The sequence below is a fragment of the Streptomyces sp. NPDC045968 genome (genome assembly GCF_056430475.1).
The window spans coordinates 119,423-141,931 of record NZ_JBWKLF010000004.1 but is presented as its reverse complement, the minus strand read 5'-3'; the positions used below and the strand labels follow the sequence as shown (position 1 = coordinate 141,931).

Annotated in this window: 18 protein-coding genes; 7 read left to right on the top strand and 11 right to left on the bottom strand. The window is 69.7% G+C overall.

Annotated features, from left to right (window positions below):
- Positions 1 to 51: 51 nt before the first annotated feature.
- From AC07FA_RS13550 to AC07FA_RS13540, 3 genes are all read right to left on the bottom strand, one after another.
- Positions 52 to 1,086, bottom strand: a complete 1,035-nt coding sequence (locus tag AC07FA_RS13550; protein WP_479075925.1) for an alpha/beta hydrolase — start codon at positions 1,084 to 1,086, stop codon at positions 52 to 54.
- Between the two features lie 137 nt (positions 1,087 to 1,223).
- Positions 1,224 to 3,623 carry a penicillin acylase family protein gene (locus AC07FA_RS13545; RefSeq protein WP_479075370.1) on the bottom strand — a complete coding sequence of 800 codons (2,400 nt, stop codon included), beginning with the start codon at positions 3,621 to 3,623 and terminating at the stop codon, positions 1,224 to 1,226.
- A 159-nt stretch (positions 3,624 to 3,782) separates the two neighbouring features.
- Entirely contained in the window at positions 3,783 to 6,017 is a 2,235-nt protein-coding gene (locus tag AC07FA_RS13540) for a transglycosylase domain-containing protein (protein ID WP_479075369.1), read from the bottom strand.
- 243 nt (positions 6,018 to 6,260) lie between these two features.
- On the opposite strand from AC07FA_RS13540, the gene AC07FA_RS13535 reads away from it, so the two are divergent.
- Genes AC07FA_RS13535 through AC07FA_RS13525 form a run of 3 tightly spaced genes read left to right on the top strand, consistent with a single transcriptional unit; the run spans position 6,261 to position 9,855 of the window.
- Positions 6,261 to 6,785, top strand: coding sequence for a PadR family transcriptional regulator (locus tag AC07FA_RS13535; protein ID WP_479075368.1), 525 nt, complete (start codon positions 6,261 to 6,263; stop codon positions 6,783 to 6,785).
- Entirely contained in the window at positions 6,782 to 7,468 is a 687-nt protein-coding gene (locus AC07FA_RS13530) for an ABC transporter ATP-binding protein (protein WP_479075367.1), read from the top strand. Before AC07FA_RS13535 ends, AC07FA_RS13530 begins: the two co-directional genes overlap by 4 nt.
- A complete protein-coding gene (locus tag AC07FA_RS13525; RefSeq protein ID WP_479075366.1) occupies positions 7,465 to 9,855 on the top strand; it encodes an ABC transporter permease in 2,391 nt (796 codons plus the stop codon). Before AC07FA_RS13530 ends, AC07FA_RS13525 begins: the two co-directional genes overlap by 4 nt.
- A 7-nt stretch (positions 9,856 to 9,862) precedes the next feature.
- Here AC07FA_RS13525 and AC07FA_RS13520 read toward each other — a convergent pair whose 3' ends face one another.
- Positions 9,863 to 10,846, bottom strand: a complete 984-nt coding sequence (locus AC07FA_RS13520) for a hydrogen peroxide-inducible genes activator (RefSeq protein WP_479075364.1) — start codon at positions 10,844 to 10,846, stop codon at positions 9,863 to 9,865.
- 187 nt (positions 10,847 to 11,033) lie between these two features.
- On the opposite strand from AC07FA_RS13520, the gene AC07FA_RS13515 reads away from it, so the two are divergent.
- Together AC07FA_RS13515 and AC07FA_RS13510 are read left to right on the top strand one after the other, a co-directional pair.
- On the top strand, positions 11,034 to 11,588 hold the full coding sequence (locus AC07FA_RS13515; RefSeq protein ID WP_479075363.1) for a peroxiredoxin: 555 nt from the start codon (positions 11,034 to 11,036) through the stop codon (positions 11,586 to 11,588).
- A 12-nt stretch (positions 11,589 to 11,600) separates the two neighbouring features.
- Positions 11,601 to 12,134, top strand: a complete 534-nt coding sequence (locus AC07FA_RS13510) for an alkyl hydroperoxide reductase (protein ID WP_479075361.1) — start codon at positions 11,601 to 11,603, stop codon at positions 12,132 to 12,134.
- 72 nt (positions 12,135 to 12,206) lie between these two features.
- Here AC07FA_RS13510 and AC07FA_RS13505 read toward each other — a convergent pair whose 3' ends face one another.
- The 4 genes from AC07FA_RS13505 to AC07FA_RS13490 all read right to left on the bottom strand — a co-directional run bounded on the left by AC07FA_RS13505 (position 12,207) and on the right by AC07FA_RS13490 (position 17,334).
- Positions 12,207 to 13,604, bottom strand: a complete 1,398-nt coding sequence (locus tag AC07FA_RS13505; RefSeq protein ID WP_479075359.1) for an AI-2E family transporter — start codon at positions 13,602 to 13,604, stop codon at positions 12,207 to 12,209.
- A gap of 147 nt (positions 13,605 to 13,751) precedes the next feature.
- Entirely contained in the window at positions 13,752 to 14,468 is a 717-nt protein-coding gene (locus tag AC07FA_RS13500; RefSeq protein ID WP_479075357.1) for an aggregation-promoting factor C-terminal-like domain-containing protein, read from the bottom strand.
- 391 nt (positions 14,469 to 14,859) lie between these two features.
- Entirely contained in the window at positions 14,860 to 16,182 is a 1,323-nt protein-coding gene (locus AC07FA_RS13495; protein ID WP_479075355.1) for a PhoH family protein, read from the bottom strand.
- Positions 16,183 to 16,572: 390 nt separating this feature from the next.
- A complete protein-coding gene (locus tag AC07FA_RS13490; protein ID WP_479075354.1) occupies positions 16,573 to 17,334 on the bottom strand; it encodes an isoprenyl transferase in 762 nt (253 codons plus the stop codon).
- Between the two features lie 218 nt (positions 17,335 to 17,552).
- Between AC07FA_RS13490 and mgrA the strand changes: the two genes are divergently transcribed.
- Both mgrA and AC07FA_RS13480 read left to right on the top strand, forming a co-directional pair.
- Positions 17,553 to 18,590, top strand: a complete 1,038-nt coding sequence (mgrA, locus tag AC07FA_RS13485; protein ID WP_479075353.1) for an L-glyceraldehyde 3-phosphate reductase — start codon at positions 17,553 to 17,555, stop codon at positions 18,588 to 18,590.
- A gap of 370 nt (positions 18,591 to 18,960) precedes the next feature.
- A complete protein-coding gene (locus tag AC07FA_RS13480; RefSeq protein WP_479075352.1) occupies positions 18,961 to 20,136 on the top strand; it encodes a winged helix DNA-binding domain-containing protein in 1,176 nt (391 codons plus the stop codon).
- Between the two features lie 11 nt (positions 20,137 to 20,147).
- On the opposite strand, the gene AC07FA_RS13475 is transcribed toward AC07FA_RS13480, so the two are convergent.
- The 3 genes from AC07FA_RS13475 to AC07FA_RS13465 form a co-directional block, all read right to left on the bottom strand.
- Positions 20,148 to 20,603: a hypothetical protein gene (locus tag AC07FA_RS13475; protein WP_479075351.1), complete on the bottom strand. Its 456-nt coding sequence runs from the start codon at positions 20,601 to 20,603 to the stop codon at positions 20,148 to 20,150.
- Between the two features lie 139 nt (positions 20,604 to 20,742).
- Entirely contained in the window at positions 20,743 to 21,537 is a 795-nt protein-coding gene (locus tag AC07FA_RS13470; protein ID WP_479075350.1) for a class I SAM-dependent methyltransferase, read from the bottom strand.
- 64 nt (positions 21,538 to 21,601) lie between these two features.
- Positions 21,602 to 22,414, bottom strand: a complete 813-nt coding sequence (locus AC07FA_RS13465; RefSeq protein WP_479075349.1) for a prepilin peptidase — start codon at positions 22,412 to 22,414, stop codon at positions 21,602 to 21,604.
- Between the last annotated feature and the right edge of the window lie 95 nt (positions 22,415 to 22,509).

Sequence of the window (22,509 nt, the reverse complement as noted above, 5' to 3'; positions counted from 1 at the left end):
TACGCGGCCGGCCGAGGTCGATTGGGCTGCCATTCCGGCGTTTCCCCACGGTCAGGAGGCGAAGTGCCGTTCCAGCCTGGGGATCAGGTCCACGAGATCCTGTTGCCAGCAGCCGGCGTTGTGATCGCCATTGCACTGGGTGCCCCAGCCGGCGCCGTCGCCGTAGTTGACGTAGTAGTACGGCATGTTCAGCGCGTCCATTCGGGCCTTGACGTTCTTGGCCGCGCCCGCGACCCAGAATTCCAAGGTGCCGATCGAGCCGCCGCCGTCACCCGTGTAGATGGAAATTCCGATGCCCTTGAGCCTGTCCATGTGCTGTGACGGGTCGACCTCGTTCCACCGCCGGTCGATGTTGAACACCGGATAGGGCGAGCCGAACAGGGCGTCACTGTCCACGCCCGGCTTGTAGGGGGATTCGTTGGGGTCGCAGACTCCGGATGCAGAGGCGCATCCCACGCCCTGCGCGTCGATGACGGTGGCGACGGCCGCCATCCGCAGGTCCATGGAGTTGGCCGACAGATCGATGTCACCCGACAGGGAAGCGGTCTGGCTGAACAGGTCGGGGCGCACCTGGGCGTAGTGGAAGGCTCCGAACCCGCCCATGGAGACCCCGGCCACGGCCCTGGACTGCTTGGTGGCGATGGTCCGCAGGTTCGCGTCGATGAACGGGATCACCTGCTTGAGGTGGAAGTTCTCCCAGTTCTGGGCACCGATCGCGGTCTTCTGGTTGAGCCAGTTCGCGTACCAGCCCCGCGCGCCACCGTCCGGAATGACGGTGATCATCTGGTCCGACATGGAGAGTGCCGGGTAGTTCTGCTGGATCGGGTCGTCCGGTGATCCGTGCAGGAAGTACATCACCGGGTAACGCCTGTCCGGGGCTTCGTGGTAGCCGCTCGGCAGAATGATCTTGATGTGCTGCTCGCCCGCGACCTCGGGTGTGGTCACGGTGATGTAGAAGTTGTTCGCACTTCCTGTCGCCTCGCCGACCTGGGTCAGGCCGAACCCGTCCGCCAGCGGTGGCGGCGTGGTGCCGTCAGCGGCCTGCGCGGAACCCGCCGGCGCGACGACGGCCAGCGTGGCGACCATCCACGCCATCACCGTTCTCCACCAATGCGAAGTCCTTTTCACAGCGTTCCCCCTTCGTGAGCCGTGTCGTTGCTCGGAACAGAACCTAGCGAGGGGCGATGAAACACCGATGAATTCGCCCCCGTTACCGGCCGGCCTCAGTCCAGGACCTTGACCTGTAGTGCCGGTGAGGCAGCGATCTGTTCCTCGGTGAACCGCCCGGTCACCCACTGGCCTGCCGAGAACAGCTTGGTCTGGTCGGCATAGTGCGGAGAGTTCGGGTTGGCCGACTGGGAGTAGGCCATGACGGAGTACGCCTCCGGCGGCCCCTCGGTGGTGAAACGGACCTGCTGAATGAAGCTGGACCCGTAGGTGATGTCCAGCTTTCCGTCGATCCGGCCGGGGGTGATCACGTTCAGCACGCCCAGTTCACCCAGCGATCCATGGATCGGGATCTGTTCACCACCGCGGGTGATCTTCTGGACGTCGGACAGGGGCGCGTTCAGCGGAATGCCCGCGCTGCGCAGTGCGAGAACCGCCCGGCCGAACGCGTCGCGGACGGCGGAACTCCCGGAATCCAGCGAGTTCGGTGTGTGCACCGGGTCCTTGGGATCGAAGGGAACCCGCCACGGCAGCTTCTCGATCCCCTGGCCGGCGAGCAGGAAGTGCCAGTAATTCGCGAACAGCCAGGACCCTCGGCTGCCCGCCGTGTAGTTGTGGTCCTTCCATGCCGCGAGGATCGGACACGCCTCGCTCACGTTGACCAGGTTGCCGTCCACCAGGATGACCCCGAAGAGGGTTTCCTGACACATCCTGACCGTGGCGTTGAGGGCCAGATCGGCGGCCCTGCTGTTGTCGGCGAACAGCAGCTTCCCCATGGAATCGGGGGTGAATCCCTTGCCCGGGAGGCCGTCGGTGCCGTTGATCCGGTTCTGCGCCGTCAGGATCAGCTCCTGGGTACGCAGCGACCTGGGCGCCGCCATGTCGCCCATCACCCTGGGATAGGTCAGCGGCTGCTCGGGGTTGGCCAGCCACGGGCTGTCGTTGGCGTTGCCCACGAAGTCCGAGCGGATCAGGCGCGGCTGCTTGTGCGGGTCCAGCACGCCCGGCGCGGCCGCGTTCGGGTCGTCGGGCCAGTCGCATGCGCTGCGCTTGCCGTCGAGGATGGAGACCGGTGGCACGTTCGGCAGCCGTAGCGGCTGGTTGAACAGCAGCTGACCGGTCATGGTGAGGCACGACTTCGCGTGCTCGTCGGTGATGTTCGGGGCGGCCTGGATGTCCGCGTACAGCGCGTTGCCCTTGCGGTCGGAGGCGACGGTATTGAAGAAGGGCACACCCTGCGTGGTCTCCAGGGTGTTCACCACCTCGTGGACGTCCTTGGCCCGGTCGAGGCGGAACCAGGTGTTCAGTGCCCGCAGGTTGTGCATGTTCACGTCGCGTACGGCGTGTGCGCTGACCACCCAGGGCAGTGGCTGCCCCTGCATCGATGTGGTGACCGGGCCGTACCGGGTGGACCACAGCGTCCTGGTGACCTTGCCCAGGGTGCCGTCGGCGTTCAGCACCTCGACACCGACCTGCTGCGAGGTCATCTGCTCCCAGGCGCCGTCGACCAGGTACTTGGTGGGGTTGAGCGGATCCACCTGTACGTCGAACAGCCCGAACGGCGCCACGGTGGCGACCGTGTGGCTCCAGGCGACGTCGTCGTTGTGCCCGATGTTCACCGCGGGAAGTCCGAGCAGACTGGCCCCGGAGACATTGACCTGTCCCGGGATCGTCAGCTGGCTCTGCCACATCCGGTTCTTGCCCTGCCACGGAAAGTGCGGGTTGGCCAGCAACATGCTGGTGCCGCCGGACACGCCCTGCGAACCGACCGCCAACGCGTTGCTGCCCATGGACTGCTGACGGCTCACAGCCATCGCCTCGCGGATCTTCGCCGCGGTCCTGGCGGGCGACGAAGCCGGCGGTGCGGCGGCCGAGGCCCCCGGGGGCGCGGCGTTCACCTGACCGTCCAGCAGCGCGTCGGCGCTGCCCATGATGATCTCGGCGTGCGCGTGCCGGTAGACGTCCAGTTCGGTGATCGGCCGTACCCAGGCCTTACCGCGGCAGGCCGGGTCGGAGATGTTGTCCACGCCCGTCTCGGCGAGATACCTGTTGTATCCCTGGACATAGCCGCGAATGGCCTCTTTGACCTCCGGCTCCGGCCCGTCGGGGGCGGGCTGGTCGAGCAGCCGCTCCACCACCCGGTCGTCCTTGATCCGCTGGAAGTACAGGTCGCTGTTGAGATTGGAGGTGCTGTTCTGGTTCTGGCCGGGGCTCGCCCTGCCGTCGGGTCCCAGATGACGGGACCTCTGGGCGTTGACCATCAGATAGGTGTCGGCCAGGGTGCAGATGTTGTCCTTGGCCGACGCGTATCCGTAGCCCGTTCCCAGCCCCTCCCAGTCGGAGGCGATGATGTGCGGGATTCCGTACTCGGTGTAACGGATCGTCGGCTTGTCCGGCGCCTGCTCGGCGGCGGGTAACGCGGTGGCCGGTGACCCGGTGGCCGCCGTCGTGCTCATCACCGCCACCGCGGCCATGACTGCTATCGGCAGCCTTGCTCTGAATCTCCTCCGCGCCATCGAACCGTCCTTCTCTTCGATAGGGGCATTCGTCCGAATGCCCGCCACCCTAGGGAGGACCGATGAAATCTCGATGATGCCGCCGTACGGCCGGTGTGCTCAGTGGCCGAGCAGGCTGTCGTCGTCACTGCCCGGCCGCTCGCCCGGCGGCTCCGCCGGGTCGACCGGGTCGGTGGGTACGCCCGTCGACCCGCTGGGCGTGGGGGGCGTCGTCTGGCTGGGCGGCGGCTCGGTCGTCGGGCTCTCCTCGACGGGGGGGCTCGTCGACTGCGACGGCGACTCGCTCGCGGGAGGCTCCGTCTCCTCGGGCGGCTCGGTCGTGGCCGGCGGTGTCGTGGGGGCCTGGGTGACGCCCGATTCGCCGCGTTCGACGTCCTCCAGGTCGAAGGTGGCGGTCGAGCCGCCGTCCAGCGCGGCCCGGGTGTAGTCCGCCCAGATCTTCGCCGGGAAGCCGCCGCCGTTGGCCCGGCCGGAGTTGGCCGTACCGGTCAGGGTGACCTGCTCGCCGCCGGCCTTCGCGGACTCGCCGTAGAGCGCGACGACCGTGGTGAGCTCCGGGGTGTAGCCGGCGAACCAGGCCGCCTTGTTGTTCTCGGACGTGCCGGTCTTGCCCGCCGCGTCGTAGGCCGAGGTGTCGGCCTCGTGTCCGGAACCGTTGTCCACGACTCCGGTCAGCGACCGGGTCACGGTGTCCGCGGTCTTGCGGCTGATCGCCTGGCCGCCGATGCCGTCCACCGGCTTCGCGATACGGTCCCGGTGCTCGGCCGTCTTGATGATGTGCGGGCTGACCTTCTTGCCGTGGTTGTCGAGGGTCGCGAACACGCCGGCCATGTCCCAGGTGGAGGCGTTCATGGTGCCCAGGGTGATCGAGGGGACCGCGGGGAACCCCTTGTCGGGCATGCCCAGGTCGAGGGCGGTCTGCTTCACGGCGGTGGGCGTCACGTCGACGACCATCTGCGCGAACACCGAGTTGACCGAGCGGTTCATCGCCGTCTGGACGCTGATGTCGCCGTAGCTGCGGCCGTCCTCGTTCTGCGGCTTGAACGGGATGTCGCTGCCGACGACGGGCCGCCTGCTGGTGCCGTCGTAGACGGTGTCGAGGCCGATCGGCGTGCCGTTCTGGGTCTCCGACCCGTTCTCCAGCGCGGAGGCGAGCACCAGCGGCTTGAAGGTGGAGGCCGGCTGGTAGTCCCGGCGGGTGGCGTTGGATATCCAGTGCTCGGTGGCGCTGACGCCGCCGTACAGCGCGACGACCTCGCCGTTCTTCGGGTTCACGGAGGTGGCGCCAGCCTGGACCGTGGCGTCGGTCTTGTTGCCCTCACGGTCGAGCTTGGACTCCAGCTGCCGGTCGACCGCCTTCTCCAGCTCCTTCTGCCGCTTCTTGTCTATGTTGAGCGTGATCGTCCAGCCACCGGCCTCGCGGGCCTCCTCGGAGACGCCCTGCCTCTCCAGCTCTTCGTTGGCCGCCTCGACGAGATAGCCGGTCTGGCCCTCCATGCCGGGGGCCGCCTTGGGCTCCTGCGGGACGGTGAACTTCATCCCGGCGCGCTCGGACTCGTCGAGCCAGCCCTTCTCGACCATGTTGTCGAGCGTGTATCCCCAGCGGTCGGAGACGAGCTTCTTGCCGTTCTCCGAGGCGACCGCCCAGTCGTACTGGCTGGGAGCCTGGAGCAGCGAGGCGAGGTAGGCGCCCTGGGAGAGGTCGAGGTCCTTGGCGTCGACGCCGTAGTACGCCTGCGCCGCGGCCTGGATACCGCTCGCGCCGCGGCCGTAGTACGCGGTGTTCATGTACCCGGCGAGGATGTCGTCCTTGTCCATCTTCCGGTCGACCTTGAGCGAGATCACCAGTTCCTTCAGCTTGCGGCTGATGGTCGGGTCCTGCGTCAGGTAGTAGTTCTTCACGTACTGCTGGGTGATCGTCGAACCACCCTGCTTGCCCTTGCCGGACAGCGTGTTGAACACACCGCGCGCGGTGCCCTTCAGGTCGACGCCCTGGTCCTGGTAGAAGGTCTTGTTCTCGGCGGCGACGAAGGCCTTCTGGACGTCCTTGGGGACCGCGGAGAGGTCGACGATCTCGCGGTTGACCTCGCCCGCGCGGGCCAGCAGTGTGCCGTCGCTGTACTTGTAGATGTTGCTCTGCTTGTTGGCCGTGGCGTTGGCCGCGGGCACGTCCACGTAGACGTAGAGCGCCACGAAGGCGCCCATGGCCAGCAGGCAGAACCCGAAGAACGTGCCCAGCAGTTTCCGCCAGGTGAAGAGTCCGCGTATGCCGCCGCTCCTCCCGGCCCGGCGCGCTTCTCGCCCCTGACCTCGTCGCGCATCCGCTCGACCCATCGCTGTTGTGCTCCCGTTTCTCTGCTCGACCGGCTTCGCCCGTTCCCGCCAGCTAACACCGTCGGGACGGGCGAAATGCAAGCGATCCGGTCTTTTCCGGACGTGACAATCAGCACCCGTTTCCTAAGGAACCGACTCATGAGGGGCAAGAAGGGTTGCGAGGACCGGAGAATCCACAGGTCGGGGCGGGGCCGGCACCTCCCGTATGCACCCCGCGTATACACCGCATGTATAGTCCCTCGCATGTCAATCGGTCACACCCTCCTCGGACTCCTGGAGTCCGGCCCCCGCCACGGCTACGACCTCAAGCGCACCTTCGACGAGAAGTTCGGCCACGACCGCCCCCTGCACTACGGACAGGTCTACTCGACCATGTCCCGGCTGCTGAAGAACGGGCTCGTCGTCGTCGACGGAGTCGAGAGCGAGGGCGGTCCCGAGCGCAAGCGGTACGCCATCACCGACGCCGGGATCACGGACGTGTCCGCCTGGCTCACCCACCCGGAGAAGCCGGAACCGTACCTTCAGTCGACCCTCTACACCAAGGTCGTCCTGGCCCTGCTCACCGGCCGCAGCGCCGACCGGCTGCTGGACACCCAGCGCGCCGAGCACCTGCGCCTGATGCGCGTCCTCACCGACCGCAAGCGCAAGGGCGACCTCGCCGACCAGCTGATCTGCGACCACGCGCTGTTCCACCTGGAGGCCGACCTCCGCTGGCTCGAACTGACCGCCGCACGCCTCGACAAGCTCGCCGAGGTGGTGGCCCCGTGACCCCCGTCGGCTCCCTGCTCGCCGCCCACGACCTGCACAAGACCTATGGATCGACGCCCGCCCTCGACGGCGCGTCCTTCTCCATCCATCCCGGCGAGGTCGTCGCCGTGATGGGCCCCTCCGGCTCGGGCAAGTCCACCCTGCTGCACTGCCTCGCCGGAATCATCACTCCCGACTCCGGGACCATCACCTACGCGGGCCGCGAACTGTCCGCGATGTCCGACGCCGAACGCAGCGCCCTGCGCCGCAGCGACTTCGGCTTCGTGTTCCAGTTCGGCCGGCTCGTCCCCGAGCTGACCTGCCTGGAGAACGTCGCCCTGCCGCTCCGCCTCGACGGCGTCCGCCGCAAGGCCGCCGAGCGCACGGCCCGGGAGTGGATGGAGCGCCTGGAGGTCGACGACCTCGCCGCCAAGCGGCCCGGCGAGGTCTCCGGCGGCCAGGGCCAGCGCGTCGCCGTGGCCCGCGCCCTGGCCTCGTCCCCGAAGGTGGTCTTCGCGGACGAGCCGACCGGCGCACTGGACTCCCTCAACGGCGAGCGGGTCATGGAACTGCTCACCGAGACCGCCCGGTCCGCCAACGTCGCCGTGGTCCTGGTGACGCACGAGGCACGGGTCGCCGCCTACTCCGACCGCGACGTCACGGTGCGCGACGGCCGGGCCCGCGACATGGAGTTCTCCGTATGACGCTGCTCGACCACGAGAAGCCGACGGCCGGCGAACGGCCGCCGTCCTCCGCCGTGCCCGCCTTCCTCCGCGACCTCGGCCTCGGTGTCCGCTTCGCCTCGTCCGGCGGCCGCGAGGGCTGGATACGCACCGCGCTGACCGCCATCGGCGTCGGCCTCGGCGTGGCGCTGCTGCTCGTCGCCTCCTCCGTGCCGCACCTGCTCGACGAGCGGTCCGCACGCGAGCGGGCCCGCACCGAGCCGCGGATCTCCGCCGGGCCGGACGCCTCGGTGGCGAAATCGGACACCTCGGTCCTGCGGGTCGACGCGGAGACCGAGTACCACGACCGCTCCGTCGCGGGCTACCTCATGCGCGCGGACGGCACCCACCCGGTCACCCCGCCCGGCGTCGCCCGCTTCCCCGGCCCGGACGAGATGCTCGTATCGCCCGCCCTGAGGGACCTGCTCGCCGCACCGGAGAACAGCCTCCTCAAGGAGCGGCTGCCCTACCGGATCATCGGCACGATCTCCGACGCGGGGCTGGTCTCCCCCGGCGAGCTGCGCTTCTACGCGGGCAGCGGCACCCTGACCTCGGCGTCGGGCGGCCACCGGCTGGACGACTACGGCGACCTCGGGCCGGACGAGCCGCTGCCCCCTCTCCTCGTCCTGCTGGTCATCATGGTCTGCGTGGTGCTGCTCGTCCCGGTGGGCATCTTCATCGCGACGGCTGTGCGCTTCGGCGGTGAACGCCGCGACCAGCGGCTCGCCGCTCTGCGCCTGGTCGGCGCGGACATCCGGATGACCCGCCGGATCGCGGCGGGCGAGGCGCTGTTCGGCTCGGTGCTCGGACTGGCGACGGGTCTCGTCCTGTTCCTGGTGGGCCGGCGGTTCGCCGGCGCCGTCGAGGTCTGGGACGTCAGCGCCTTCCCGGCCGACCTCGTCCCCGCCCCCGCGCTGTGCGCGCTGATCGCCGTCGCGGTGCCGCTCGTCTCGGTCCTCGTCACGCTGATCGCCATGCGGGCGGTGGTGATCGAGCCGCTCGGCGTCGTGCGCGAGGGGCGCGGCCGCGGCCGCCGGCTCTGGTGGCGCTTCCTCCTGCCGGCCGCCGGTGCGGCGGTCCTCGGACTGACCGGCAAGGTCGACGAGACCGCGCCGGTCGATCCGTACCCGATCGCGATCGGTGCGGTCCTGGTCCTGACCGGGCTCGCCCTGCTGCTGCCCTGGCTGGTCGAAGCCTGCGTGCACCGGCTGCGCGGCGGCCCGGTGCCCTGGCAACTGGCCACACGCAGGCTCCAGTTGAACGGCGGGGCCGCGGCCCGCGCGGTCAGCGGCGTCACGGTCGCCGTGGCGGGTGCCGTCGCTCTCCAGATGCTGTTCGCCGCGATGAACGACGACTTCAACCGGATGACGGGCCAGGACCCGTCACGGGCGCAGTTCGCCCTGTGGTCCGAGCAGGTCAGCGGCGACGCCGCCGCGAGAACGATCGCGGAGCTGCGGGCCACCGAAGGCGTGGACGCGGCCATCGGCCTGGTGGAGGCGTACGTCACCACGCCCGGCACGTACGAGGGCGACGGCGTCGAGCCCACCACCTCGCTGTCCATCGGCGACTGCGCGACCCTGCTCGAAGTGGCCCGGATCAGCACCTGTCGCGACGGCGACACCTTCGTCGTGCACCCGGCGAACGACAGGAAGATGTCCGACTGGGTCGACAGGACCGCCCGTAAGGGCGAGGAGATCGAGTTCGACTCCTACTCGGGCGCCGAGCCGGTGCTCTGGACCCTGCCGGCCGGCACCCGGACCGTCACCACCCGTCCCGACCCGATGGGCGAGAGCCGCTGGGGCATCATGGTGACCCCCGGCGCGCTCGACGCGACCCTCCTGCCGGAAGCGACGGTCGTGACGCAGGTCAGGATCGACGAGAGCGTCCCGGACGCCGCCGAGCACGTACGCAACACGGCGGCCCGGATCGACCCCGGCATGCGGGTCGCCACCCTGAACTCGGTGGAGCGCGACCGGCAGTACGCCAGCATCCAGACCGGCCTCCAGGTGGGCGCGACCGCCACCCTGCTGCTCATCGCCGCCTCCATGCTGGTCTCCCAGCTGGAGCAGCTGCGGGAGCGCAGGCGCCTGCTGTCGGTCCTGGTCGCCTTCGGCACGCGGCGCACCACGCTCGGCTGGTCGGTGCTCTGGCAGACCGCCCTGCCGGTGGCGGTCGGGCTGGCCGTGGCGGTCCTCGGCGGCCTGGGACTCGGGGCGATGCTCACGTGGATGATCGCCAAGCGGGTGTCCGACTGGCTGCTGTTCCTGCCGATGGTGGGGGCGGGCGCCGGACTGATCCTCACGGTCACCCTGCTGTCGCTGCCGCCGCTGTGGCGCATGATGCGCCCGGACGGTCTGCGTACCGAGTGACCTGAGGTCACGCGCCGGACGGGCCCGAGGGCCCGGCCCGTCCGGCGACCCGTACCGGCAGCGTCTCCATCGCCTCGCGCAGCGCCGCCGCGAACTCCTCGAACTCCTCGTGCCTGGCCGCCCCCGAGCGCATGGCCAGCGCCACCCGCCGCGACGGCGCCGGGTCCGCGAAGTACCCCGTGGTCAACGCCTCGTTGCGGCCCGCCTCCACCGTCACCGCGGTCCGCGGCAGCAGCGTCACGCCGAGCCCGCCGGCGACCAGCTGCACCAGCGTGGACAGCCCGGCCGCGGTCGTCGTGACGGGTGCGCCCTGCGTGCGTCCGGCCTCCCGGCAGATGTCCAGGGCCTGGTCGCGCAGACAGTGCCCCTCGTCCAGGAGCAGCAGCGGCAGCTCACGCAGCGCCTCGCGCGGGATGTCGACGCGGCCGCCCAGCCCGTGCTCCCGCTCCATGACCAGGACGAAGTCCTCGTCGAAGAGCGGCAGTTCGATCACTCCCGGCACGCCGAGCGGTACGGCGAGCAGCAGCAGATCGAGCCGTCCGGCGGCCAGCCCCTCCAGCAGCGAGGAGGTCTGCTCCTCGTGCACCTGGAGGTCGAGCGCCGGGTAGCGCCGGTGGACGAGCCGGAGCACGGTCGGCAGCAGATACGGGGCGACGGTCGGGATCACGCCGAGCCTGAGCACTCCGGTGAACGGCGCCCGGGCCGCCTCCGCCTCCTCCATCAGCGCGCCGACGGCCTCCAGGACCACCTGGGCGCGCACCGCCAGCCGCTCACCGGCGGGCGAGAGCAGCACCTTGCGCGTCGTACGCTCGATGAGCTGGACACCCAGTGCCTCTTCCAGGGCGGATACGGCTCCGGAGAGTGCGGGCTGGCTCATGCCGATCGCGGCCGCGGCGTCACGGAAGTGCAGATGCTCCGCGACCGCGGCGAAGGCGCGCAGCTGCGAGAGGCTGGGCTGTTTGGGCCTGTTGCCCTGGTTCCCCTGGCTCATTGATAGGAACCTCCGATCATCGCGATCGAGTGTAGCCATTTCCCCGATCAGCGCACTGATCGGGTGGAGCAATCAATGAGCGCCGGGGAGGCGATTTCCGTGATCAATGCACTCTGTGCCATGGTGGATGCAGTCCAACCCCCAGGAAACTCCCCAAAAGGGAATTCCTATGCTACAAGGAGTGCGCGTGCTCACTGTCGGTGACAAGTTCCCCGAGTTCGACCTGACTGCTTGTGTCTCGCTGGAGGCGGGCAAGGAGTTCGAGCAGATCAACCACAAGACCTACGAGGGACAGTGGAAGATCGTCTTCGCGTGGCCGAAGGACTTCACCTTCGTGTGTCCCACCGAGATCGCCGCCTTCGGCAAGCTGAACGAGGAGTTCGCCGACCGTGACGCCCAGATCCTCGGCTTCTCCGGTGACTCCGAGTTCGTGCACCACGCCTGGCGCAAGGACCACCCGGACCTGACCGACCTGCCCTTCCCGATGCTGGCCGACTCGAAGCACGAGCTCATGCGTGACCTCGGCATCGAGGGCGAGGACGGCTTCGCGCAGCGCGCCGTCTTCATCGTCGACCAGAACAACGAGATCCAGTTCACGATGGTGACCGCCGGTTCCGTGGGCCGTAACCCCAAGGAGGTCCTGCGGGTCCTCGACGCCCTGCAGACCGACGAGCTCTGCCCCTGCAACTGGACCAAGGGCGAGACCACCCTCGACCCGGTCGCGCTCCTCTCGGGCGAGTGAGCTGAGACGATCATGGCTCTCGACGAACTGAAGTCCGCCATACCGGACTTCGCCAAGGACCTGAAGCTGAACCTCGGCTCGGTCATCGGCAACAGCGAACTCCCCCAGCAGCAGCTCTGGGGCACCGTCCTCGCCTGCGCGATCGCCTCGCGCTCGCCGAAGGTGCTCCGCGAGCTGGAGCCCGAGGCCAAGGCCAACCTCTCCGCCGAGGCGTACACCGCGGCGAAGTCGGCCGCGGCCATCATGGCGATGAACAACGTCTTCTACCGGACCCGGCACCTGCTGTCGGACCCGGAGTACGGGACGCTCCGCGCGGGTCTGCGGATGAACGTCATCGGCAATCCGGGCGTGGAGAAGATCGACTTCGAGTTGTGGTCGCTCGCCGTCTCCGCGATCAACGGCTGCGGCCAGTGCCTCGACTCCCACGAGCAGGTGCTGCGCAAGGCCGGCGTGGACCGTGAGACCATTCAGGAAGCCGTCAAGATCGCCTCGGTGATCCAGGCGGTCGGCGTGACCCTCGAAGCCGAGGCCGTTCTCGCCGAGTAACACCGCAGTACCCTTGTACGAGAAGGGCCCCGAGGACGACCGACCGTCCACGGGGCCCTTCTTACTGTCCGCTCAGCCTTCCCGGCCCTGTTCCGGCCTCTCCGCCTCGTCATCGGCGGGCAGGTCCGGGGCCTTCGGCGGGGAACCGGGGGCCGGAGTCGGCGCCAGTTCGTACGCCGTGGCGCCACGCGGCGGCGGCGAGTGCCGCCGGGACTCCTCCTGTCCGTAGGCCCGCAGATAGCCGACGACGGTATTGGTCACGGCGACCAGCGGTACGGCGACCACCGCACCGCCGATGCCCGCGATCATCCCGCCGGCGGCGACCGAGAGGACGACGGCCAGCGGGTGGACCCGCACGGCCCGGCCGAGGATGAACGGCTGGAGGATGTGGCCCTCGATCTGCTGCACGGCGAGCACCACGACCAGCACCATCAGCGCGGTGAACACGCCCTGGGTGACCAGCGCGACCACGACCGCGAGCGCCCCGGACATCACGGCTCCGACGAGCGGGATGAAGGCGAAGAGGAAGATGAACACCGCGAGCGGCACCGCCATCGGCACATCGAGGAAGTAGATCCCGAGTCCGATGAAGATGGCGTCGATCAGCGCGACTATCACCGTGCCCCGCACATAGGCGGTGAGCGTGCGCCAGGCGCGCGGCCCGGCGCCCGCGACGCCCGGCCTGGCCTGCGTGGGCACGAGCTTCAGCACCCAGTACCAGATGCGCTTGCCGTCGTACAGCAGGAAGAGCGTCGAGAACATCGCCAGCAGCAGCCCGGTGAGGACCTCCACCATCACGGTGACGCCCTGGAGCCCGGCGGAGGTGATCTCCTCCGTGTTGGTGCCGATGGTGTCGTTGAGGTTCTTCGCGATGTCGTTGATCTGCGACTCGGTGACATGGAACGGGCTGTCGAGCAGCCAGCGCTTCAACTCGTCGATGCCGTCGCGCACGCGGTCGGAGAGCGTGTCGAGGTTGTCCATCACCTGCCACACCACGAACCAGCCGACCAGCCCCATCACGACGAAGCCCAGGATCGCGGTGACCGCCGTGGCCAGCCCCCGCGGCAGACCGAGCCGCTTCAGGCGCACCACGGTCGGCTGGAGCATCGCGGTGACGAGCAGCGCGGCGACGAAGGCCAGGACCACCAGCTGTACGGCGCTGATGATCCGCATCAGCACCCAGAGGGTGCCGGCCAGGACGAGCAGCCGCCAGCCCGCCTCGGCCGCGACCCGCATGCCCCACGGAATGGCCGCGACCGGATCGGGTCTGGCCGCGATGTCGGGGGCGTACGCGGGAGGCGGAGGCACATGATCCGCCGCCGGTTCCTCCCGGCCGCCCGCCTCGCCGGGTACGCGTACCCGGTGGGCGTCCGAGTCGGCATCCGCCTCGGCACGGCGCTGGTCCAGGCGCTCCCCGATGTCGGTCAGTTCGGCACCGAGGCGGCCGAGCCACCCTGGCAGTTTCGACATGATCGTTCCCTCTCCCCCATGCTGAGCCCCCACCGCTCCCCCGGAATCGTCCGGATGTGACCGTACACGCGCGAAGCCCCCCACCGTAGGACGGTGAAGGGCTTCACAGGGTTGCGAGCGGACCCTTGTCCGGGTCCGCCGGCGCCCCTAGTACCAGTGGTTGGCCTGCCAGAAGGACCACGCCGCACAGGGACTGCCGTAGCGGTCGCTGTTCATGTAGCTGAGGCCCCACTTGATCTGGGTGGCCGGGTTGGTCATCCAGTCCGAGCCGGCGCTCGACATCTTGGAGCCGGGCAGCGCCTGCATGATGCCGTAGGCACCGGAGGACGGGTTGGTCGCCCGGTAGTTCCAGCCCGACTCGCGGTCCACGATGTTGCTGAAGCACTGGAACTGGTCGGCCGGCATCATCTGACGGGCCATCGCCTGCACTTCGGCCACGCTGTACGAGCCCTGCGCGGAGAAGGAGCTGGCGTCACGGACCGAGGAGCGGCTTGCGCGCTCGGCCTCCGCCTTCGCCTCGGCCTTGGCCTTCCGCTCGGCCTCCACCTTGTCCTCGGCAGCCTGCTTCTTGGACTCGGCGTCCTTGGCGGCCTGGATGCGAGCCGATTCCTCGGCGGACTTCTTCGCTGCCGCGTCGGCCGCGGATGCCTGGGCGTCGGCCTGCTGTGTCAGCGAGGCCGTCTGCACCTGGGCCTGCTGGCCCGCGGGAATGTCTGCGAGCAGCGTGGTGTCGGCTGCGGTCGCCTCGAAGTTGTTGGCGTCGGCAGCGGGAGTGCTGCCCGAAGCAACGCCTACGACGGCGCCTACGGTGGTGACCGCTGTGGCTGATGCCACGGCGAACCCCCGGACCGAGATCCGGCTCACACGGTGTCCTTCCAGCATCGCCCGCTTAGGTGACCTCGCGGGCGCAATCGTGCCCCTGACACTGGCCTCCCTACTGCTTGGGTCACGGGAGGCACGGGCCCGATGGGCAACTCCCTTGCGAGGAGTGCCGCGTGGTGCTCGCGGGCGGCATACGGCCGGCAAGTGTTGAGTTGTGTGGTGCGGTGCGCCTCTGGAGGTGCACGAGTGCCGTATGCGGGGCCTGACGGAAGCAAGACTCTGCCGGACACGGACGCCGGGAAGCAATTCTGTGTTGCGTGTTAAAGCTCACACCCCGTTTGGCCCCCCTCATTTACGGAAAGAGCGGCGCAACGCGATGCCGCCCGGCTAAGCTCTTCGGCTCGCCGGGCGGCATCAACTGTCCTATCCCGTATCAGATCTGGCCTTCCTCCAGCATTTCGGTCACCAGTGCGGCGATCTGCGAACGCTCGGAGCGGGTCAGCGTGACGTGGGCGAAGAGCGGATGACCCTTCAGCTTCTCGACCACGGCGACGACTCCGTCGTGCCGGCCGACCCGGAGGTTGTCCCGCTGCGCCACGTCATGCGTGAGCACGACGCGGGAATTCGACCCGATACGGGACAACACGGTCAGCAGGACGTTGCGTTCGAGCGACTGCGCCTCGTCGACGATCACGAACGCGTCGTGGAGCGAGCGGCCCCGGATGTGCGTGAGCGGCAGGACCTCCAGCATGCCGCGCCCCAGCACCTCTTCGATCACCTCGCGCCCGGCGACCGCCGAGAGCGTATCGAAGACGGCCTGCGCCCAGGGGCTCATCTTCTCGGCCTCGGAGCCGGGGAGATAGCCGAGTTCCTGTCCACCGACCGCGTATAGCGGACGGAAGACCATCACCTTCTGGTGCTGTCTGCGCTCCAGTACGGCTTCCAGCCCCGCGCAGAGCGCCAGCGCCGACTTGCCGGTGCCTGCCCGGCCGCCCATGGACACGATGCCGACGTCCTGGTCGAGGAGCAGATCGAGCGCGATGCGCTGCTCGGCGCTGCGGCCGTGAATGCCGAACGCCTCCCGGTCACCGCGCACCAGCCGCACGTTGCCCTCGGCCGTGACCCGGCCCAGCGCCTTGCCGCGCTCGGACTGGAGGACCAGACCGGTGTGCACGGGCAGCTCGGCGGCTTCGGGGACGTACAGCGTCTCCTCGGTGAACAGCAGGTCCACCTGCTCGGCGGAGAGCGCCAGCTCCGTCATTCCGGTCCAGCCGGAATCCGTGATGGCGAGCTCGGCGCGGTACTCCTCGGCGAGGAGGCCTACCGAGGACGCCTTGATCCGCAACGGGAGGTCCTTGGAGACGACCGTGACGTCGTACCCCTCGGCCTGGAGGTTGCGCGCGACCGCGAGAATCCGTGAGTCGTTGTCCCCCAACCGGTAGCCGGCGGGCAGTACGCCGGGGTCGGAATGGTTGAGTTCGACGCGGAGCGTCCCGCCCAGATCCCCGAGCGGGATCGGGGCATCCAGCCGGCCGTACCGGACCCGGAAGTCGTCCAGCAGGCGCAGGGCCTGCCGGGCGAAGTACCCGAGCTCCGGATGATGCCGTTTGGCCTCAAGCTCCGTGACCACGACGATCGGCAGCACGACTTCGTGCTCCTCGAAGCGGGACATGGCGTTGGGGTCGGCCAGCAGGACGCTGGTGTCGAGAACGTAGGTGCGCCTGTCGGGCATGCGGCGCTTTGTGCTGGTCACCACGGAAGGACGTACCCCCTCGGACGAGGTCGGGGAGTGCGACGGACGTCGCGGAACTTCCCAAGGGAAGAGGACGGACCGGGTTCGGAACCCCCTGCGAGGGCCGAACGCCGGCCCTCCGCGTCGGCCGCACGATGCGTACGGTCCTTCGTGTGCAAAGGGCCTCCCGGGCGAGCGGACTGGGTGCCACTCACTTGGACACGACATCCGCCCGGTTCCTGACCGGATGTCGACCTGTCAGGGGTATTCCCTCCAACACGCCCGGCCATGCCGATGCCTGCGACACGGTGCGGAAACGTCCTGGTGGACGCGGGGTGACGGCGGGGGCTCGCCGAAGCCGCCCGGCGGCCGTTCTCGTCCTCGATCGCCGGACGGGCTTGTTTCTGCCGGGCGTCAGGTTCCGTAGCGCCTGTGCCGGGCCGCGTAGTCGCGGAGGGCGCGGAGGAAGTCGACCTTGCGGAAGGCCGGCCAGAAGACCTCGCAGAAGTAGTACTCGGAGTGCGCGCTCTGCCAGAGCATGAAGCCGGACAGCCGCTGCTCGCCACTCGTACGGATCACCAGGTCCGGGTCGGGCTGCCCCCGGGTGTACAGGTGCTCGGAGATCAGGTCCGTGGAGACCACCTCCGCCAGCTCCTCGAAGGTCGTCCCCTTCGACGCGTGGTCCAGCAGCAGCGAACGCACCGCGTCCGCGATCTCCTGGCGGCCGCCGTAGCCGACCGCGACATTCACGATTATTCCGTCGATACCGGCCGTGGCTTGCTCGGCCTCCTTGAGGACGGTCTGCGTCCGGGCCGGCAGCAGGTCCAGCGTGCCGACGTGGTGGACCCGCCACCGCCCGTCGGCCGCGAGGTTGCTCACGGTGTTCTCGATGATGCCGAGCAGCGGGATCAGTTCCGCCTCGGGCCGGTCGAAGTTGTCCGTGGAGAGCAGCCAGAGGGTGACGACCTCGACATCCGTCTCACTGCACCAGCCGAGCAGCTCGGAGATCTTGTCCGCACCGGCCTGGTGCCCCTGCACCGCGGAGCCGCCGGACGCCTTCGCCCACCGCCGGTTGCCGTCGAGGATGACACCGATGTGCTTGGGCACCTGGTCGTGATCCAGGCGGCCTTCCACCCGGCGTGCGTAGAGCCCGTACACCAGGTCGCGCAAGTTCACTGAGTTCACCCTCTCGGTTCCGTACGGGCCACAGACCCGTCTTCCCCGTTGCCGGGGGTCCGGGGTCGTCCCCCGTGGGGGATAGCCGCATGGTTCGCACGGTCCGCGCAGACAGGCGTCGCGCCGCGCATCGGCATTCCCCGAAGCGGCCACATTACTGCGCACGGGTCACACCGGCCCAACCCGGTCTGTCACAACTCCGTGATAAGCAGAGAAACGTGACTGATTCCTTCTCCTACCGCGCCGCCGAGTCGCGCTACGACTCCATGGAGTACCGCCGCACCGGCCGCAGCGGACTCAAGCTCCCCGCCGTCTCCCTCGGCCTGTGGCACAACTTCGGCGACGACCGCACGCTGGAATCCCAGCGGGCGATCCTGCGCCGCGCTTTCGATCTCGGCGTGACCCACTTCGATCTGGCCAATAACTACGGTCCGCCGCCCGGCTCCGCCGAACTCAATTTCGGGAAACTCTTCCAGCAGGACTTCGCCCCGTACCGGGACGAGCTGATCATCTCCACCAAGGCCGGCTACGAGATGCACCCCGGCCCGTACGGCGAGTGGGGCTCCCGCAAGTACCTGCTCTCCTCGCTGGACGCCTCGCTCAAGCGGATGGGGCTCGACTACGTCGACATCTTCTACTCGCACCGCTTCGACCCGGACACGCCTCTCGAGGAGACGATGGGCGCGCTGGCCTCCGCCGTCCGGCAGGGCAAGGCGCTGTACGCGGGTGTGTCCTCGTACAACGCGGAACAGACGGCGGAGGCGGCCCGTCTGCTCAAGGAGATGGGGGTGCCCGCCCTCATCCACCAGCCGTCCTACTCGATGATCAACCGCTGGCTGGAGGACGACGGGCTGCTCGACACGCTGGAGACGGCGGGTATGGGATGCATCTCCTTCGCGCCGCTCGCGCAGGGTCTGCTCACGGACAAGTACCTGTCGGACATCCCGGCGGGCTCGCGCGCCACGCAGGGTAAGTCCCTGGACCCCGGCCTGCTCTCCGACGATGTCGTCCGGCGCCTCAACGGGCTGAACGGCATCGCGGGGAACCGCGGACAGTCCCTGGCGCAGCTGGCGCTCACCTGGGTGCTGCGCGACAGCCGTATGACATCGGCTCTGATCGGTGCCTCAAGCGTGAAGCAGCTTGAGCAGAACGTGGCCGCTCTGGCCGGACCGGCGCTGTCCGCCGAGGAGTTGAAGGAGATCGACGCGTTCGCGGTGGACACCGCGGGCACCAACATCTGGGCCGGCCGCAGCTGACACCAGCTGTGTGACACAGGGTCCACACCGGGCTCTCACAGGGGCCTCACAACCCCGGGCACAAAAAACGGGCCGGTCCGTGGGGGGGGGTACGGACCGGCCCGAGGGGGGGTTTCCACCATAACCCTTCGTAAGTGATGCTGGGTGCCACGCCACTCCACAACTACTCTCCGAATGCGCCGGACTGCGCTGCGGAGACGGTTTCCGGCACTGCGGAGGCCCCTGGGGAGGGTGGGGAAAAGAGGCGGACGGCGCTCGGCACCGCCTTGACGCGGGGATGTCCCTCGCACAGGTATCTGGTCGCCGGGAGAACGGTGCGGGACTTCCCTAAGGGACAGGTTCCGTCCTGATGCCGTCCTAGATTCGCGGCATGACGACACGAGCCCGCACCGTGACCGTGACCTGGCCCGAGGCGCATGCCCGCCGGATCGACCGCCAGGGACTGTCCGCCGCCGCCCTCTCCGACTCCCCCGTAGGCAGTACCCCCGCCGACGCGGCCCGCGCCATGCTCGGGGCGCACGCCCAGGTGCTGTCGGCGGCGGAGCTGTCCCTCGCGCTGCGGCTGCCCGGGACCACCCGTACCGACGTACGCGAAGCCCTGTGGACGGACCGGTCCCTGGTGAAGACCTTCGGTCCGCGCGGCACCGTTCATCTGCTGCCCGCCGATGAGCTCCCGCTCTGGACCGGTGCGCTGTCCGCCCTGCCATCCGGGTCCAGTGCGCTTGCCTCCGATGCCCGGATGACTCCCGGTCAGACCGAGGAGGTGCTCGCGGCCGTGGCCGACGCCCTGACCGGCGCCGAGCTGACCATCGACGAGCTGTCGGACGCGGTCGTCGCCCGCACCGGGCCGTGGGCGGGCGACCCGGTGATGCCGGCGTTCCAGGGGATGTGGCCGCGCTGGCGCCAGGTGCTGCATCTGGCCGGCCACCGGGGCGTGCTGTGTTACGCCCCGAACCGGGGCCGCAAGGCCACCTACACCAACCCCGGCGCCACCCCGCTGCCCGGACCGCAGGCCGTGACGGCGCTCGTCGGGCGCTATCTGCACGCGTACGGCCCGGCGACCCCGGCCCACTTCGCACGGTGGCTCGCCACGGCCAACGGCTGGGCGAACCAGCTGTTCGCCGAGCTGGCCGTGACGGGGGTGATCGAGGAGGTGACGTACGAGGGCGCACCGGCCTGGGTGGCGGCGGGCGACACCGCCTTCCCGGCGGCGCCCGCCCGGGGCGTACGGCTGCTCCCCTACTTCGACGCGTTCACCATCGCCTCCCAGCCGCGCGAACGGCTCTTCCCCGGCCTCGCGTACACCCGCGCGCTCGGGGGCGGCCAGGCGGGGAACTATCCGGTCCTGCTGGTGGACGGCACGGTCGCCGGGGTGTGGCACCAGCGCCGCTCGGGGCGTCGGATCGCGATGACGGTGGAACCGCTGGCGCCGCTCACCGCCGTACAGCTGAGGGCACTGGAGGAACAGGCGGAACGGGTGGCCGAGGTGCTGGAGGGGAAGGCGGAGCTGACCGTGGGGCCGGTGACGGTGGGCCCGCACGCGTAGGCCGTCTCCCGTCAGGGCCGGACGAAGCGGATCGCCATCGTGTCCCCCGCGACGACCACGAAGTCGCCGTCCTCGCACCGGATGACCACCTCGCGCACCTCCCCCTTCTCGTCGCGGCGCTCCTCCGTGCCGGTGACCGTCCAGGCTCCGCCGTACGGCGGTACGGGCAGGTTGGTCAGGGGGGAGAACTGCCACTGGCCCGCCGGTACGCACCAGTCGGGAAGGTCCGGCCAGCGGCCCGGGGTGATCCGCAAGGTCCAGTCGGAGGCGCAGGTCAGAAGCACCGAATCGCCTCCGGAGAGGACGAACTCGATGGCCTCGGGCTCGCCCGTGATCCCCTCGGGGCGGTAGAAGAGCCCGTGGACTGCGGTGATCCAGGAGCCCTTCAGCCAGTCGGCGTCACCGCCGCGGGGCCGGCCAGCGGGTTCGCGGATGTCCTCGCCGGGCTCTTCCCTTCCCACCGTCATGACCAGCTCCCTCACCGTGCGCTCGCCCCACCGGTTCGCCCTGCCCACCGGTAGGACGGCTGAAAGGGCCGGGGCGTTGCCTCGCGGGGACTTCAAGTGCCATGACCCGTAAGCCCGTTGGTCTGTGGCCTCCGGGGCGCTACGCCGGCTTGCGGGCCTCGATCAGGAACCGGGTCGTGTGCGCGACGAACGGCCCCTCGCTCTCGATCCTCCGGTGCAGCTCCTTCAGCCGCGGACGGTACGCCTCGACCGTGAAGCCCGGGACCATCCAGATCACCTTGCGCAGGAAGTAGACGACGGCGCCGATGTCGAGGAATTCGGTACGCAGCCGCTCCGGCCGCAGATCGACCACGTCGAGACCGGCGGCGACGGCGTCGGCGCGGGCCTGCTCCGGGTCGCGGGCGCCGCGTACCTCGGGCGGCTGCGGGCCGAGGAAGAACTCGACGAGTTCGAAGACACTCGCCGGGCCCACCTGCTGCGAGAAGTACGTGCCGCCGGGCGCGAGCACCCGGGCGATCTCCTCCCACCACGTGGTCACCGGATGCCGGCTGACCACCAGGTCGAAGGCCGCGTCACCGAACGGCAGGGGCGGCCGGTCCTCGTTCGCGACGACGACGGCGCCGAGCGGATGCAGGAGCGCGGTGGCACGGGCGACGTTCGGGGGCCAGGCCTCGGTGGCCACGGTCAGCGGGGGCAGCTTCGGTACGGAGGCGAGGACCTCGCCGCCGCCGGTCTGGATGTCCAGGGCGCAGCGGGCGCGGGCCATCCGGTCCGCCATGGCGCGGGCGTACCCCCAGGAGGGGCGCTGCTCGGTGGCCCGGCCGTCCAGCCAGGAGAAGTCCCAGCCGTCGACGGAGACGGCTCCGGCTTCGGCGAGGAGCGCTTCGAAGCGTGCGTCGGACGCCGGGGTGAGGGGTGCGGATGAATCGGCCATGGGGCGATCGTTTCAGCTGGGCGGCGAGGAGCGCGACCGGATTCCTTGGCACGCGGCCCCTTTCTCAGGCGGCCAGGGCACCGAACAGCACTCCGAGCAGCGCACCCGCGATCATGAACGGCCCGAACGGGATGCCCGTCTTGCGCCCGGCCCGCCGCAGGAGCATCAGGCCCAGTCCGTACACCGCGCCGAGCAGGAAGCCGGCGAACCCTCCGGCGAACAGCACCGCCCAGCCGTACCAGCCGAGCGCCACCCCGAGGGACAGGGCGAGCTTCACGTCCCCGAAGCCCATGCCGTTCGGGTTGATGAGGAAGAGCAGGAAGTAGAAGCCGCCCAGCACGAGGCCGCCGAGCAGGGCGGAGGCCCAGGACCCGGTGTGTTCCGGGACGAGGGACACCGCGCCGAGGAGCAGCGCCGCCGCACCGGCCAGCGGCAGCGTCAGCCGGTCGGGCAGCCGGTGGACGCGGCGGTCGATGACGGCGAGGAGTACGGCCACGGGGGCGAGCAGCAGCCAGACGGCGAGCTCGGGCCGGGCCCCGGTGGCCGCCGCCAGGGCCGTACAGGCGAGTGCGGTGGCCACGGGCGCGAGGACGGCGGGGGCGTACCGGGACGCGGCGGGCACGGGCCCGGACACCGCTGCCGGGCCGTCGCCCGCCGGGGCCGTACGCCCGGGAAGGGACGGGACGGCCACGGCGCAGCTCGCGCACCGGACCGGGCCGAGCCAGCCGCGGACCGGGCCGGTGAGCGGGTGCCCCGCGGGGCAGGCGTCCCGCCAGTCCTCGTCCGGCTCCACGGAGAACCGGTACGCGGCACGCGGGACCAGCAGGCCGGTGGCGACCCCCCAGAGAGCGGCGACTGCGATGAGTGTGGCGTCCACACCGGCGACCCTAATCCGGGTGCGGGGTAGGGGTCTTGGGCCCTGGGACCCATTGCGCGGCGTTCCGGACCCAGCGGCGGGCATCGGGTACTACG

Bases quoted from the DNA above. Each gene is read 5' to 3' on its own strand.
- AC07FA_RS13510 (WP_479075361.1), top strand. From the start codon at position 11,601: ATGGCTCTCGACGAACTGAAGTCCGCCATACCGGACTTCGCCAAGGAC.
- AC07FA_RS13470 (WP_479075350.1), bottom strand. From the start codon at position 21,537: ATGGCCGATTCATCCGCACCCCTCACCCCGGCGTCCGACGCACGCTTC.
- AC07FA_RS13480 (WP_479075352.1), top strand. From the start codon at position 18,961: ATGACGACACGAGCCCGCACCGTGACCGTGACCTGGCCCGAGGCGCAT.
- AC07FA_RS13540 (WP_479075369.1), bottom strand. From the start codon at position 6,017: ATGGGTCGAGCGGATGCGCGACGAGGTCAGGGGCGAGAAGCGCGCCGG.
- AC07FA_RS13525 (WP_479075366.1), top strand. From the start codon at position 7,465: ATGACGCTGCTCGACCACGAGAAGCCGACGGCCGGCGAACGGCCGCCG.
- AC07FA_RS13545 (WP_479075370.1), bottom strand. From the start codon at position 3,623: ATGAGCACGACGGCGGCCACCGGGTCACCGGCCACCGCGTTACCCGCC.
- AC07FA_RS13550 (WP_479075925.1), bottom strand. From the start codon at position 1,086: ATGGTCGCCACGCTGGCCGTCGTCGCGCCGGCGGGTTCCGCGCAGGCC.
- AC07FA_RS13535 (WP_479075368.1), top strand. From the start codon at position 6,261: ATGTCAATCGGTCACACCCTCCTCGGACTCCTGGAGTCCGGCCCCCGC.
- AC07FA_RS13475 (WP_479075351.1), bottom strand. From the start codon at position 20,603: ATGACGGTGGGAAGGGAAGAGCCCGGCGAGGACATCCGCGAACCCGCT.
- AC07FA_RS13505 (WP_479075359.1), bottom strand. From the start codon at position 13,604: ATGTCGAAACTGCCAGGGTGGCTCGGCCGCCTCGGTGCCGAACTGACC.
- AC07FA_RS13520 (WP_479075364.1), bottom strand. From the start codon at position 10,846: ATGAGCCAGGGGAACCAGGGCAACAGGCCCAAACAGCCCAGCCTCTCG.